Source organism: Demequina soli (assembly GCF_000971195.1).
GTDB lineage: Bacteria > Actinomycetota > Actinomycetes > Actinomycetales > Demequinaceae > Demequina > Demequina soli.
This window is the reverse complement of the sequence record NZ_BBLZ01000002.1, coordinates 188,337-202,038: the sequence shown is the minus strand read 5'-3', so window position 1 is coordinate 202,038 and position 13,702 is coordinate 188,337. Positions and strand designations below refer to the sequence as shown.

At 72.6% G+C, this 13,702-nt stretch carries 11 protein-coding genes; 7 read left to right on the top strand and 4 right to left on the bottom strand.

Annotation, left to right across the window (positions count from 1 at the left end; genetic code table 11):
* Positions 1-194: 194 nt before the first annotated feature.
* Positions 195-842 carry a dihydrofolate reductase family protein gene (locus tag AOM04_RS04335; protein ID WP_062462889.1) on the top strand — a complete coding sequence of 216 codons (648 nt, stop codon included), beginning with the start codon at positions 195-197 and terminating at the stop codon, positions 840-842.
* Positions 843-881: 39 nt separating this feature from the next.
* Here AOM04_RS04335 and AOM04_RS04330 read toward each other — a convergent pair whose 3' ends face one another.
* From AOM04_RS04330 to AOM04_RS04320, 3 genes are all read right to left on the bottom strand, one after another.
* On the bottom strand, positions 882-1,241 hold the full coding sequence (locus AOM04_RS04330) for a nuclear transport factor 2 family protein (protein ID WP_062462886.1): 360 nt from the start codon (positions 1,239-1,241) through the stop codon (positions 882-884).
* A gap of 112 nt (positions 1,242-1,353) precedes the next feature.
* The gene (gene htpX, locus AOM04_RS04325) at positions 1,354-2,229 is read right to left on the bottom strand and encodes a zinc metalloprotease HtpX (protein ID WP_062462883.1); all 876 of its coding nucleotides are present in this window, start codon (positions 2,227-2,229) and stop codon (positions 1,354-1,356) included.
* A 200-nt stretch (positions 2,230-2,429) separates the two neighbouring features.
* The gene (locus tag AOM04_RS04320) at positions 2,430-3,824 is read right to left on the bottom strand and encodes an FAD-dependent oxidoreductase (RefSeq protein WP_062462880.1); all 1,395 of its coding nucleotides are present in this window, start codon (positions 3,822-3,824) and stop codon (positions 2,430-2,432) included.
* A gap of 402 nt (positions 3,825-4,226) precedes the next feature.
* Between AOM04_RS04320 and AOM04_RS04315 the strand changes: the two genes are divergently transcribed.
* The 6 genes from AOM04_RS04315 to rarD all read left to right on the top strand — a co-directional run bounded on the left by AOM04_RS04315 (position 4,227) and on the right by rarD (position 12,547).
* The gene (locus AOM04_RS04315; protein WP_304512006.1) at positions 4,227-6,014 is read left to right on the top strand and encodes a nitrite/sulfite reductase; all 1,788 of its coding nucleotides are present in this window, start codon (positions 4,227-4,229) and stop codon (positions 6,012-6,014) included.
* The gene (locus AOM04_RS04310) at positions 6,011-6,745 is read left to right on the top strand and encodes a phosphoadenylyl-sulfate reductase (RefSeq protein WP_082104375.1); all 735 of its coding nucleotides are present in this window, start codon (positions 6,011-6,013) and stop codon (positions 6,743-6,745) included. Before AOM04_RS04315 ends, AOM04_RS04310 begins: the two co-directional genes overlap by 4 nt.
* 204 nt (positions 6,746-6,949) lie before the next feature.
* The gene (locus tag AOM04_RS04305; protein WP_082104374.1) at positions 6,950-8,824 is read left to right on the top strand and encodes a glycosyltransferase family 2 protein; all 1,875 of its coding nucleotides are present in this window, start codon (positions 6,950-6,952) and stop codon (positions 8,822-8,824) included.
* Positions 8,821-9,546 carry an efflux RND transporter periplasmic adaptor subunit gene (locus tag AOM04_RS04300; protein ID WP_062462878.1) on the top strand — a complete coding sequence of 242 codons (726 nt, stop codon included), beginning with the start codon at positions 8,821-8,823 and terminating at the stop codon, positions 9,544-9,546. The genes AOM04_RS04305 and AOM04_RS04300 overlap by 4 nt, the downstream gene beginning before the upstream one ends.
* A complete protein-coding gene (locus AOM04_RS04295) occupies positions 9,543-11,510 on the top strand; it encodes a glycosyl hydrolase (protein ID WP_062462875.1) in 1,968 nt (655 codons plus the stop codon). Before AOM04_RS04300 ends, AOM04_RS04295 begins: the two co-directional genes overlap by 4 nt.
* An 86-nt stretch (positions 11,511-11,596) precedes the next feature.
* Positions 11,597-12,547, top strand: a complete 951-nt coding sequence (rarD, locus tag AOM04_RS04290) for an EamA family transporter RarD (protein WP_062462872.1) — start codon at positions 11,597-11,599, stop codon at positions 12,545-12,547.
* A 155-nt stretch (positions 12,548-12,702) separates the two neighbouring features.
* Here the strand turns inward: rarD and AOM04_RS04285 are convergent, their stop codons facing one another.
* Positions 12,703-13,686, bottom strand: coding sequence for a polyprenyl synthetase family protein (locus tag AOM04_RS04285; protein ID WP_439645059.1), 984 nt, complete (start codon positions 13,684-13,686; stop codon positions 12,703-12,705).
* Positions 13,687-13,702: the final 16 nt, after the last annotated feature.

Genomic DNA, 13,702 nt, shown 5'->3' with positions numbered 1-13,702 from the left:
GATGCTCGAGAGGGTTCCTCCGCCAACAGGCTCCCGCGGCGCTCTCGGGCGACGCAGGGCGGGTCGTGAATCGGCGCGGGACCGGAGCGCGCGCGTGTCACGTGAGCCCGGCAGGGAGCCGACCGCGGTCGCCACGTCACCTTCCGCGCACCGCGCACCGCGCATCGTCCCGCGACCGGTGTGAGACTGCCCCCATGTCCTCGGTACGGGTCCACAACCTCGCGATCTCGCTCGACGGCTTCGGCACCGGCGCCGACCAGCGCCTCGACGCCCCCTTCGGGCACGCCGGCATGCGCCTCATGGGCTGGTTCATGCGCACGGCCACCTGGAAGGCGATGCAGGGCGAGCCGGGCGAGCCGCCCACGCCCGATGACGCGTTCGCGGGCCGCTGGGGCGACGGCATCGGCGTCGAGATCATGGGCGCGCGCAAGTTCGGCCCGCCCGGGTGGCACGAGGACGCCGACTGGCGCGGCTGGTGGGGCGAGGAGCCGCCGTTCCACACGCCGGTGGTGGTCCTCACGCACCACGCGCGGCCGCCGCTCGAGGTCGGCGGGACCACCTTCCACTTCCTCGAGGCGTCGCCGGACGATGCGCTGGCCGCCGCCCGCGACCTCGCGCCCGGCCTCGACGTGCGCCTGGGCGGCGGGCCGACCACGGTGCGCGCGTTCCTCGAGGCGGACCTGGTGGATCACCTGCACGTCGTGATCGTGCCGATCGTGCTCGGCCGCGGCGAGCGCCTGTGGGACGGCCTCGAGGGGCTCGAGGAGCGGTTCACGATCGCCGCGACGAGCACCCCGAGCGGCGTCACGCACGTCACGTTCGACCGACGGCCGCGCGTGTAGCCGCCACGCGCATCGTCTCCACGCGGGCGCCCGCGCCCGTCAGGACGGGTGGGAGACGTGGGTCTCCTGGTGCAGCACCATCCGCCACGAGTGCCCGTCGAGCACGTAGGTGCTCGCGGTGCGGGCGACGTGCTCGACGTCCCAGCGGATCGCGCGCGACAGGTACAGCAGGATCGCGACGTTCTCCGCGGGCGTCACGAGCCGCATCTCCTCGAGCCGGTGCACGCTCCACGGCTGCGCGGTCGCGACCTCCACGATCGCCTCGTCGCGCTCCAGCACGCCGACGTCGGGCAGCACCATCACCGCGTCGGGCGCGAGAACGCGCTCGAAGAACGCCCTCGGATCGCCGCCGGAGCGGGCCTCCCAGCCCGCCCGCTCGAGCCTCTCCACCTCGTGCATCGCGCCCTCCCCGGGTCCACGCCTCGGTGCGCCGCGACCACGGGCACCTTCCAGCATCATCCCCCCGGACGGCGTCGCGGGCGCGGCGAGCGGCCGCGCGAGCGAGGGGAGATCAGCGCTGGTAGCCGCCCGAGCGCGCCATGTCCTCGAGGCGCGCGATGCGCTGGTCCATGGGCGGGTGGGTGGCGAAGAGGTTGGCGAGCCCCTCGCCGCGGAACGGGTTGGCGATCATCATGTGGGACACGTTCTCGAGCTGCGGGGTGTCCTTGAGCGGGCGCGCGCGGGTGCCCTGCTCGAGCTTGCGCAGCGCCGAGGCGAGCGCGAGCGGGTCGCCGGTGAGCGACGCGCCGTCCTGGTCCGCGTCGTACTCCCGGGTGCGCGAGATCGCCATCCGGATGAGCGAGGCGGCGAGCGGCGCGAGGATGAGCATCGCGAGCAGGCCGATCGCCCCGAGCGGGTTCTCGCGGTTGGACTGGCCGCCGCCGAAGAAGAACAGCATCTGCGCGACCGCCGTGATCATGCCCGCGAACGCGGCGGCGACGGAGCCGATGAGGATGTCGCGGTTGTACACGTGCATGAGCTCGTGGCCCAGCACCCCGCGCAGCTCGCGCTCGTCGAGCAGGCCGAGGATGCCCTCGGTGCAGCACACGGCGGCGTTCTGCGGGTTGCGGCCCGTCGCGAACGCGTTGGGCGCGGCGGTGGGCGACACGTAGAGCTGCGGCATGGGCTGGTTGGCCTCGCGGGACAGCTCGCGAACGATGCGGTGCATCGCGGGCTGCTCGACCTCGGTGACGGGTCGCGCGTGCATGGCCCGGATCGCGAGCGACGCGGAGTTCCAGTAGCCGAACGCGGTGCCGGCGACGGACAGCAGCGCGAACATCCACAGGTACTGGCCGCCCGAGATGAACGTGCCGAGCGTGAGCATCACCGCCCACAGCAGCACGAACAGACCGGTCGTCTTGAGCCCGTTGAAGTACTTCCTACCCACGTCGCCTCCGCTTTCCCTCGGACGGAGAACGCGCGTCAGCCGGTGCCGGTTCCCCCCTCGGGGGAATCGTCCCACGCCATCGCGACACGCGGTGTCACCGACGACTTCCAATGACAGATGGTGCGGATGATGCGCGTGGGGCCGATGCGACGGTCTCCCGTCACATCGGCCCCACGGTTCACATCTGTCATTGGGAATCGTCAGAGGGTCGCGTTGTGGGACGCCCTGCTGAGCGCGATCTCGGTCATCTGCTCGCGGGGCACCACCTTGATGCGCTCGCGGCCGTGCGGCTCGCCGACGGCACGCTCGTGCGCGTCGAGGATCTCCCAGTCCTCCCACTGCACCACGGGCACGCCGCGGGACTTGAGCAGGCGCAGGACGTTGTCGGGGCTGAGGCCCGCCGGGGTCGCCTTGGTCTCGGCGTACAGCGACGGCGCGTCCTCGACGAGGTTCGCGATGGTCTCCGAGGCGTCCGACTTGGTGTGGCCGATGAGGCCCACGGGACCGCGCTTGATCCAGCCGGTCGCGTAGTAGCCCTGCAGGCCCTCGCCCGACTCGTCGACCACGCGGCCGCCCTCGTTGCGGATGGTCCCCTTCGCGGGATTGAACGGGATGCCGTCGATCTCGGTGCCCCAGTAGCCGATCGCGCGGTAGACCGCCTGCACGGGGTAGTCGATGAACTCGCCCGTGCCCTTGACGCTGCCGTCGCCCTGCAGCGCGGTGCGCTCGACGCGCAGGCCGGCCACCTTGCCGTCCTCGCCCAGCACCTCGTGCGGGCTCTGGAGGAAGTGCAGGTGGATGCGCCGCGACGCGGTGCCGGGCTCCTTGAGCGCGTAGTCGGTGAGCGTCTTGACAACCTGCTTCTGCTGCTTGTTGGTCTCGGCGTACTCCATCGAGGCCTCGTCGAACTCGTAGTCCGTCTCGGGGTACACGACGATGTCGACGTCGGGCACGTGGCCGAGCTCGCGCAGCTCGAGCGGCGAGAACTTCACCTGCGCGGGACCGCGACGCCCGAAGACGTGGACGTCCGTGACGGGCGACGCGGACAGGCCCTCCACGACGTTCGAGGGGACGTCCGTCGGCATGAGGTCCTTGACGTGCTTCGCGAGGATCCGGGCGACGTCGAGAGCGACGTTGCCGACGCCGAGCACCGCGACCTCGGAGGCCGTCAGCGGCCAGGTCCGGGGGACGTCCGGGTGACCGTCGTACCACGACACGAAGTCCGCGGCACCGTACGAGCCATCCAGGTCGATACCAGGGATGTCGAGGTCGGCGTCCTTGAAGGAGCCGGTCGCGAAGATGACCGCGTCGTAGTGCTCGCGGAGGTCGTCGAGGGTGAGGTCGGTGCCGATGTTCACGTTGGCCAGCAGACGGATGTCGCCGCGGCCGAGGACGTTCGCGAGCGCCACGATGATCTGCTTGATCCGGGGGTGGTCGGGGGCCACGCCGTAGCGCACGAGGCCGAAGGGCGCGGGCAGCCGTTCGATGATGTCGATCGACACGTCGAGGTCGGTCTTGGACAGGATGTCGGCGGCATACGTGCCGGCCGGGCCGGCGCCGATGATGGCGACACGGAGCGGGCGCTCGGTGGTCACGACGGTCTCCTCGTCAGTTGCTGGGCGGGTGTCCGGGGAGGGGGTTGCGTGCTCGCCACGCCCGCACCGGGCGAACGGCACCAGAGTATAGACACGGGGTTGCACCGCCCCGTCAAGCCGCGGAGGCCGCACACCCCCGGGGGCATCCACCCTGGTAGCCGCGCGCGCTGGTACGAACCGCATCGTCCCTCGGGGGGTTCCCAAACCGCCTCGTCGTGTGCCAGGATCGCGCCCATGGCTACCCCGGCGAACCGCGTTGCACCGATGTGCTGCGTTCGCTGTGCCATGTGTCTGTCGGCCTGAGCCGCCCACGGATCGTCCCCAACAATCCAGGGCGCTCGGCCTGACGAGCGCAACCTCGCCACGCCGCAGCTCCCTCCTCGTCCCCACCTGGAGCAGCAAGTGAGCACCACCACCGAGCACACCGGAGCGGCCACCCCCGCCCCGCAGCCGCACGGCGACGCCGACGAGCGCCGCCGGCAGCGCGAGGAGGCCCGGCTCATCCGCACCCGCGAGGCCGCCGCACGCAAGGACACCGCGGCGAAGGACGGCCAGTGGGCCTCCGGCGACCGCACGCCGCTGAACCCCAACGAGGAGTTCAAGGCGACCGGCGACCCGCTGCTGGTCCGCCACCGCATCGAGACGATGTACTCCAAGTGGGGCTTCTGGTCGATCCCGCCGACGGACCTGCGCGGCCGCTTCCGCTGGTGGGGCCTCTACACCCAGCGTCGCCCCGGGATCGACGGCGGCAAGACCGCGATCCTCGAGCCGCACCAGCTCGACGACGAGTACTTCATGCTCCGCGTCCGCTCCGACGGCGGCCAGCTGAGCGTCGCCCAGGCCCGCGAGATCGGGCTGATCTCGAGCGAGTTCGGCCGCGAGACCGCCGACGTCTCCGACCGCCAGAACATCCAGCTCCACTGGATCCGCATCGAGGACGTCCCGGAGATCTTCCGCCGCACCGAGGCCGTGGGCCTGGGCTCCGAGGAGGCGTGCGGCGACGTGCCGCGCGTGATCCTCGCCTCCCCCGTGGCGGGAGTCTCCGCCGACGAGCTCATCGACCCGACCCCGCAGATCGAGCAGATCAAGGAGCTGTACATCGGCTCCCCCGAGTTCTCGAACCTGCCGCGCAAGTTCAAGACCGCATTCACCGGCCAGCCCGTGCCGGACATCCTCCACGAGGTGCAGGACATCGCGTTCGTCGCCGTCGAGCACCCGCAGCTCGGGATCGGCTACGACCTGTGGGTCGGCGGCGGCCTCTCGGTGAACCCGATGCTCGGCGTCCGGCTCGGCGTGTTCGTCAAGCCCGAGCTCGCGCACGAGGTGTGGAAGGGCGTCATCAGCATCTTCCGCGACCACGGCTACCGCCGCCTGCGCACCCGCGCACGCCTCAAGTTCGTGGTGAAGGCCTGGGGCCCGGAGAAGTTCCTCAAGGTCCTCCAGGACGACTACCTCGGCTACGAGCTGCCGCCGGGTCCCGCCCCGAAGCAGGCCTCCCCCGGCGACCGCGGCGACCACGTCGGCATCCACCGCCAGAAGGACGGGCGCTGGTACGTGGGCGTGGCGCCGGTGGCCGGCCGCATCTCGGGCACCAAGCTCCAGCGCATCGCGGACATCGCGGAGTCGGTCGGCTCGGACCGCATCCGCCTCACGCCGCTGCAGAAGATCCTCATCCTCGACATCCCCGAGGACCGGGTGAGCGACGTCGTCAACGGGCTGCGCGCCCTCGAGCTCGAGTCCGAGCCGGGCGAGTTCCACCGCAACGTCATCGCCTGCACCGGCATCGAGTACTGCAAGCTCGCGATCGTCGAGACCAAGGCCACGGCGCGCGAGGTCGTCAAGGTGCTGGACCAGAAGTTCCCGACCCTCGACAACCCCATCACGGTCCACGTCAACGGCTGCCCGAACTCGTGCGCCCGCGTGCAGATCGCCGACATCGGCTTCAAGGGCCAGCTCGTGCTGGACGAGGAGACGGGCGAGCAGGTGCCCGGCTTCCAGGTCCACCTCGGCGGCCGCCTGGGCCGCGGCGAGGACAACGACTTCGGGCGCAAGATCCGCGCCCACAAGGTCACCCAGCACGGCATGCCCGAGTACGTCGAGCGCGTCACCCAGAACTACCTGGACACGCGCGAGGACGGCGAGCAGTTCGCGGACTGGGCGTTCCGCGTGGACGAGGAGCTGATCCGATGAGCATCCCCGGGCTGGGCACCGCCTCGCTCACCCTCCTCAACCCCGCAGAGTGGAACGCCGAGACGTGCGCGGAGGTCAACGCCCGCCTCGAGACCGCGTCCGCGGCGCACATCGCCGACTGGGCCGTCGCGACGTTCGGGCGCGACCTCACGATCGCCGCGTCGATGCAGGACACGATCCTGCCGCACATGTTCGGGACCCGGCTCGCGGGCGTGGACGTGCTGTTCCTCGAGACCGGCTACCACTTCGCCGAGACGCTTGCCACGCGCGACGCGGCCGCCGCGGCGTTCGACATCACGATCGTCAACGTCGAGCCCGAGCAGTCCGTCGCGGAGCAGGACGCCACGCATGGCAAGGACCTGTTCGCGCGCGACCCCGGCCTGTGCTGCTCGCTGCGCAAGGTCGAGCCGCTCAAGCGGGCGCTCGGCGGGTACCGCGCGTGGGTCACCGGCGCGCGCCGCGTCGACGCCGCCACGCGCTCGGAGATGCCCGTCGTGTCGTGGGACGCGCGCCACGGCCTCGTGAAGATCAACCCGCTCGCGTTCTGGGACGATGCGGCGGTCGAGGCCTATCAGGAGGCCAACGGCCTGCCGCGCAACCCGCTCGTCGCGCAGGGCTTCCTCAGCATCGGCTGCCAGCCGTGCACGCGCGCCGTCGCCCCGGGCGAGGACGCGCGCGCCGGACGGTGGTCGGGGACCGGCAAGACGGAGTGCGGCATCCACGTCGGATGAGCGTCTCGCGTCGCGCGCATGAGCCGCGCGTCGACGGACAAGGGTTGACCGATTCGTCCGTTTTGTGACTAGATGGGTCACGAATCACGAGCAGCGCCTCGATGACACGACGCCCCGGCCCGCCGGGCGCGCCACCGCCAGTGAAGTCGATCCTCCCCCTCTTGTCCGTCCCACGCCTCGCGCGTGTGCCGAGAGGAGCCGATCATGCGATCGCTCGACGCCGCTGCCCCCGCCCTGCCCCCCGACCGCGCGTCGGGGCCGTCGCCGGTCATGACCCTGCTGGTCGTGGTCGCGACGCTCGGGATCCTGGTCTACGCCGCCTTCCTGCTCAACCCCGCCAACCGCGGCGACGTGATCCCTTACGCGCTCGTCATCTCCGCGGAGACCATCCTGGTCTTCCACGCGCTGCTGTCGATGTGGACCATCCTCGCCGGCCAGGACCCGCGGGACTTCGCCTACCACCGGGCGCGCGACGGCCTGTTCGGGCGGTCCGCGTCGGGCGACCGCACCGACTGGCCGCTGTCCCTCAACGGCCACCGCGTCACGGTCGACGTGTTCGTCACCGTGTACGGCGAGGACGTCGACGTGATCCACCGCACCGTCGCCGCCGCGATGGCGCTCGAGGGGCGCCACCGCGTGTGGGTGCTCGACGACGGCGACAGCGACGAGGTGCGCGACCTCGCCGGCGCGCTCGGCGCGCGCTACGTGCGCCGGCTCAGCTCGACGGGCGCCAAGGCCGGCAACATCAACCACGCGCTCACCCTCGCCAAGGGCGAGCTGTTCGTCGTCTTCGATGCCGACTTCGTCGCGGACCCGTCGTTCCTGCACGAGACGGTGCCGTTCTTCGTGGACCCCAAGGTCGCGTTCGTGCAGACGCCGCAGGTCTACGGCAACCTGCACACGACCATCTCCAAGGGCGCCGGCTACATGCAGACCGTGTTCTACCGCTTCATCCAGCCCGGCAGGAACCGCTTCAACGCCGCCTTCTGCGTGGGCACCAACGTGGTGTTCCGCCGTGCGGCGATCGAGGACATCGGCGGCATGGTCACCGACTCGAAGTCGGAGGACGTGTGGACGTCCCTGCACCTGCACGAGCGCGGCTGGCGGTCCGTCTACCTGCCGATCGCCCTCGCGGTCGGCGACGCCCCCGAGACCATCGAGGCCTACGCGAAGCAGCAGCTGCGGTGGGCGACCGGCGGGTTCGAGATCCTCCTCACCCACAACCCGCTGAGCCCCCGCCGCACCCTCACCGCGGACCAGCGCATCCAGTACTTCGTCACCGCCACGTTCTACCTGTGCGGGATCACGCCCCTGCTGCTGATCCTGGTGCCGCCGATGGAGATCTACTTCGACCTCCGTCCCGTCGCGATCTCCATCTCCGTGGGCCAGTGGATCCTCTTCTACTCCGGCTTCTACGTCATGCAGATCGTGCTCGCGTGGTTCACGCTCGGGTCGTTCCGGTGGCAGACGCTCACGCTCGCGACCGTGTCGTTCCCCATCTACCTCAAGGCGTTCGTCAACGCGCTCACCGCGCGTGACGTCGGCTGGCAGGCCACGGGCAGCCGCGCGCGGCGCAGCTCGCCGTTCAACTACATCGTCCCCCAGGTGCTGTTCCTCGTGTTCCTCGCGCTGACCTCGGCGGTCGCGGTGTGGCGCGACTGGGACAACGGCGTGCCGACCCTCGCGACCGCCTGGAACGTCACCAACACGGTGATCCTCGCCGCGTTCGTGGGCACCGCCGCGCGCGAGGCCCGCGCGCTGCGCAAGGGACGCCGGCTCACGCCCGAGCCCGTCGCGCTGCCCGAGGCGCCGCGCGAGCCCGCGCTCGTGATCGCGCGCCCGGCGCCGCTCGTCGACGCCCGGGTGGCGGCGTTCGCGCCCGTCACGGTGGACGATGCGGGAGTCACGCCCGCGCCCACGCTCACCGTGGTCCCGTCGGGCCGGTCGGCGGCGACGGCTCCCGCGGCCGCGGCTGCCGCGACGAGCCCGGCCGTCCCGCCGGCCCCGCACCACCATGCTCCCCTGACGGTCCCACCCGTGCTGCTCGGCCGGCGTGCGCGGCGGGAGCTCGCATCATGACGTGGGGCAACCGCCTCAAGCTCGTCGCGGGGCTGCTCGTGGTCCTGCTCGTCGTCGCCGCGGCGACGCTCGTGTTCAACCGCCGCCAGACGCAGGTGCTGAGCTCGACCGCGCAGATCGAGTCCGCGCGCTACGACGTGGGCACCGACTACGGCGGCCTCGTGGTCAACCGCTACGTCCAGCAGGGCGACCAGGTCCACAAGGGCCAGCGGCTGCTCGAGATCGACAGCCCCACGCTCGAGCGGGACATCCGCCAGGGCCTCGTCGACGCGACCGACGGCACGCTCGGCAAGGACGGCACCGTCACGATCCGCGCCGCCGTCGACGGCACCGTGTCCGATCTCGCGGTCGACACCGGCTCGTACGCGGGCGCGGGCCAGGTCGTCGCGACGGTCGCGGAGTCGGGCACGCGCTACGCCGAGGCCGAGTTCGTCGTCACCCCGCGGGACTTCGCGCGCATCGTCCAGCAGGCCCCGGTCGAGCTGCGGCTGCCCGACGGCACGCTGCTCGCGGGCACCGTCGCGGACTACACCGTCACGACCGTCGACGGCGAGGCGCACGTGTCGGCGCGCGTGGCCGCGACGGGCCTCGAGGACGGCGCCGACGCGGCGCTGCTGCAGGCCGGCACGCCGCTCGACGCGACCCTGCACCTGCGGGACGACGGCCCGCTCGCGGGCGTGACCGATGCGCTCGGCAACCTCGCGCGTCGGGTGGGTCTGTGAGGCGTGGCGCGCTCGGCGCGGTCCTGGCGGCGGTGCTCCTCGTGACGGTCGCGGCCTGCGAGTCACACCCCGAGCCCTCCCCCACGGCCTCGCCGACGCCGTCCGCGCGCATGTCGATCGACACGTCGATCCTGCCCGCGGCGGCCGACCCCGGCATCGTCTCCCGCGTCGCCGACGGCGTGGTGCCGCCCACCAACCGCTGGTACTCGGCGCTCGCGTTCGGCGACCCGGGCCTGCCCGTGTTCCCGAAGCCGCTGTCGTTCCAGGCGGTCGACGGCGGCTTCGCGCTGGGGCTCACCCGGCCGACCGCCTCGGCGGACACCATCGGCGCGCCCGCGGTGGCCGACGTCACCGCGACCGTCGCGGGCGCGCAGGGCTACGGCGAGGTGGTCGCCGCGGGACCGGTCGGCGCGACGCTGCGGGAGGGGCCCGTCGACGTGACGGTCGCGCAGGGCTGGCCCGCCGTGGGCGTCGCGTCCGACGGCGGCGCCGACCTCACCCTGTCGGTCGCCTTCGCCGCGGCCGGGGACGGGCTCGCGACCGCGACGGTCGGCGGCACCGTGTACGGCATCGCCCTCGACCGGGCCTCCGTCGACGGCACCGCGCTGAGCCTCGACCCGGGCGGGTCCGCGCAGCTGTTCGCGGTGCCCGACGGCGGCGACGCCGCCGCCTTCGCCTCCGCGCTGGGCGCGATCCCGTCCGCCGCCGACGCCACGTTCTCCCTCGGCGGCGCCGCGACCACCACGATCACGTACGGCGACAGCCCCACCGTGGTCGTCGTTCCCCGCGCGCGCGCCGGGGACCTCGACTGCACGCTGGGATCGTTCGCGACCATCGACGGGCCCTACGACGTGTGCCGCGCCGCCTCGGTGTCGTGGACGACGCCGCTCGTCGAGCCGTCCGACACGCTCGACCTGTCGGGCATCACCGGCGCCGAGCGCGAGCGCATCGTCGCCGCGCTCCGGCGGGACGCCGGCACCCTGCCCGACCCGCCCGCGGACACCTACTTCGGCGCGAAGTGGCTGTACCGGGTCGCGAACCTGCTGCAGGTCGCCGATGCGCTCGGCGAGGACAAGGTCGCCGCCGACCTCCAGTCCACGCTCGCCGCGCAGCTCGAGCAGTGGGGCCAGGCGGGCGGCTGCACCGAGCGCCAGGACCGCTGCTTCGAGTACGACGCCTCCACCCGCGGGGTCGTGGGCCAGGCGACGGCCTTCGGCTCCGAGCAGTTCAACGACCACCACTTCCACTACGGGTACCTCCTGTACGCCGCCGCGGTCGCGGGCGCACGCGACCCCGACCTCGCGGCACGCATCGGGCCCGTGATGGACCTGGTCGCGGAGGACATCGCCGCGCCCGCCGCGAGCACGTCGTTCCCCGTCCGGCGCGTCTTCGACCCCGTCGCCGGGCACTCGTGGGCGTCCGGCACGGCGCCGTTCGCCGACGGCAACAACCAGGAGTCCAGCTCCGAGGCGGCCCTCGCGTGGAACGGCGTCGCGCTGTGGGCGAAGGTCCGGGGGGACGATGCGCTGGCCGAGTCGGCGCGCTGGATGCTGTCCGCGGAGTCCGACGCCGCGCTGCGCCTGTGGCTCGACCCCGACCTCACGGGCCTCGAGGGCTACGCCCACGACATCGTGGGCATCGAGTGGGGGGCGAAGCGCGACTACGCGACGTGGTTCAGCGCCGACCCGTCGGCGATGCTCGGGATCCAGGTCATCCCCGCCCAGCCCGCCGCGCTGGCGTACCTGCGCACGGTGCCCGCCGACCGCATCGTCTCCTCCGAGGAGGCCGCGTGGGGGTCCGCGACCCCCGCGCAGTTCGCGGACTACCTGCTCATGTACCGCGCGCTCGCGGGCGACGCGGAGCGGAGGGACGCGTGGACCCGGGCGCTCGCGCTGGGCGACGACGCGATCGACGACGGCGACTCGCGCACGTGGATGCTCGCGTGGATCGCGGCGGCGGGCTGACGCGCGGCGGGAGCGCACGACGCGAGGTGCCAGTCGGGGCGCGGTGGCCCTGATCGCCGGGCGCCGGCCTCTGCGAGAATCTCCCGGTGACCCCCTCGATCGACCGCCGCGGCCTCGCCTACGGCGCCACCGCCTACTTCATCTGGGGCCTGTTCCCGATCTTCATGGCCGCGCTCGAGCCGGCCGGTGCGCTCGAGATCGTCGCGTGGCGGTCCGTGTCGTCGCTCGCGGTGTGCCTCGCGATCGTGCCGTTCGTGCGGGGCTGGGCGCGCATCGTGTCCGTGGTGCGCGACCGCAGGCTGCTGGGCCGGCTGGCCGTCGCGTCGTTCGTCATCGCGATCAACTGGGGCGTGATGGTCTACGCAGTGGTGACGGACCGCGTCGCGCAGACGTCGCTCGGCTACTACATCAACCCGCTGCTCACCGTCGCGCTCGGCGTGGTGCTCCTGGGCGAGCGGCTGCGCCGGCTCCAGGTGGTCGCGATCGGGGTCGCCGGGATCGCGGTGCTGGTGCTCGCGATCGAGATGGGCGGGCTGCCGTGGATCTCGCTCGCGCTCGCGTGCAGCTTCGCGATCTACTCCTACATCAAGAAGGACGTGGGCCACCGCGTGGACGCGCTCACGGGCCTCACGGTCGAGACGGCCGTGCAGCTGCCGGTCGCCATCGGGGTGCTCGCCTGGGTGGGCGTCGCCGGGCAGGCGACGCTGCTCGCGCGCGGCGCGGAGGGGCTGGGCGGCTGGCACGATGCGCTCCTGCTCACCACGGGCACGTGGACCGCGGGCGCGCTGCTGATCTTCGCGGCCGGCGCGCGGCGCCTCCCGCTCAACATCTCGGGGCTGCTGCAGTACATCGCCCCCACCATGACGTTCGCGCTCGCCGTGTGGCACTTCCACGAGCCGATGCCGCCGGCCCGCTGGGCCGGGTTCGGGCTCGTGTGGGTGGCGCTCGTGCTCATCACCGTCGACTCGTGGCGGGCCCGGTCGCGCGTGAAGGATCCGCTCGCGGCGGAGTCCGGCGAGGTCACCGAGCCCGTGTAGCGGCTCGCCGCCTGACCGTTCCCCACACACGCCCCACGGTGTGAACGGTCACGTCATGCACGTCGCGCGCATCGTCCCTGGTGGGAGGCGCACGAGTGCAGGATCCGTGTGGGGGGAGGTCGGAGGTGGGCCGGGGCCGGGGCGGGGCCGACGGCTCAGGCGGCGCGGGCGACCAGGGCGTCGGCGAACGCGACGAGCGAGGACTTGACGTCCCCCTCGGGCAGCGCGGCGATTGCGGCGTCGGCCTTGCGCGCCCACTGCTGGGCGAGCTCCGCGGTCTCGTCGACCACGGGGTGCGCGGCGAGGCGCGCGACCACCGAGGCGAGCGCCGCATCGTCCGTGAGGTCGCCGTCGATGTCGGCGAGCAGCACGCGGTCCGCATCGGACGCGGCGCCGGAGGCGACGAGCCGGCGCAGCAGCAGCACCGGCATCGTGGCGACGCCCTCACGCAGGTCGGTCCCCGGTGTCTTGCCCGTGGTGGCGGCGTCGGAACGGACGTCGATGACGTCGTCGGCGAGCTGGAAGGCGACGCCGGCGGCCTCGCCGTACTCGGTCACCTGGCGGACGATGCCCTGCGGGCAGCCGCCGAACATCGCGCCCAGGCGCGCCGAGGTCGCGATCAGCGAGCCCGTCTTGTCCGCGAGCACCTGGAGGTAGAACTCGATGGGGTCGTCGCCATCGGACGGGCCGACCGTCTCGTGCAGCTGGCCCAGGCACAGGCGCTCGAAGGTCTCGGCCTGGATGCGCACCGCCTGGGGGCCCAGGCCCGCGACCACGCTCGACGCACGCGCGAACAGCAGGTCGCCGGTGAGGATCGCGACGGAGTTGCCCCACACCTCGTGGGCCGCGGGGGCGCCGCGGCGGGTGGGCGCGGAGTCCATGACGTCGTCGTGGTAGAGCGTCGCGAGGTGCGTGAGCTCGACCACCACGGCGGCGTCGAGGACCTCGGGCCGCGACCCGTCCCCGAGCTGCGCGCACAGGAGGGTGAGCATCGGCCGCAGGCGCTTGCCGCCCGCGTCGACGAGGTGGCGCGACGTGGCGTCGGCGAGCTTGTCGGACTGCGCGACGGCGTCGCGCAACCGCTCCTCGACGAGCTCGAAGCGGGGCAGCAGCTCCGCCTCGAGCGCGTCGTTGCCGATCGCCAGCGTCGCCACG

Bases quoted from the DNA above. Each gene is read 5' to 3' on its own strand.
- AOM04_RS04335 (WP_062462889.1), top strand. From the start codon at position 195: ATGTCCTCGGTACGGGTCCACAACCTCGCGATCTCGCTCGACGGCTTC.
- AOM04_RS04330 (WP_062462886.1), bottom strand. From the start codon at position 1,241: ATGCACGAGGTGGAGAGGCTCGAGCGGGCGGGCTGGGAGGCCCGCTCC.
- AOM04_RS04310 (WP_082104375.1), top strand. From the start codon at position 6,011: ATGAGCATCCCCGGGCTGGGCACCGCCTCGCTCACCCTCCTCAACCCC.
- AOM04_RS04305 (WP_082104374.1), top strand. From the start codon at position 6,950: ATGCGATCGCTCGACGCCGCTGCCCCCGCCCTGCCCCCCGACCGCGCG.
- AOM04_RS04300 (WP_062462878.1), top strand. From the start codon at position 8,821: ATGACGTGGGGCAACCGCCTCAAGCTCGTCGCGGGGCTGCTCGTGGTC.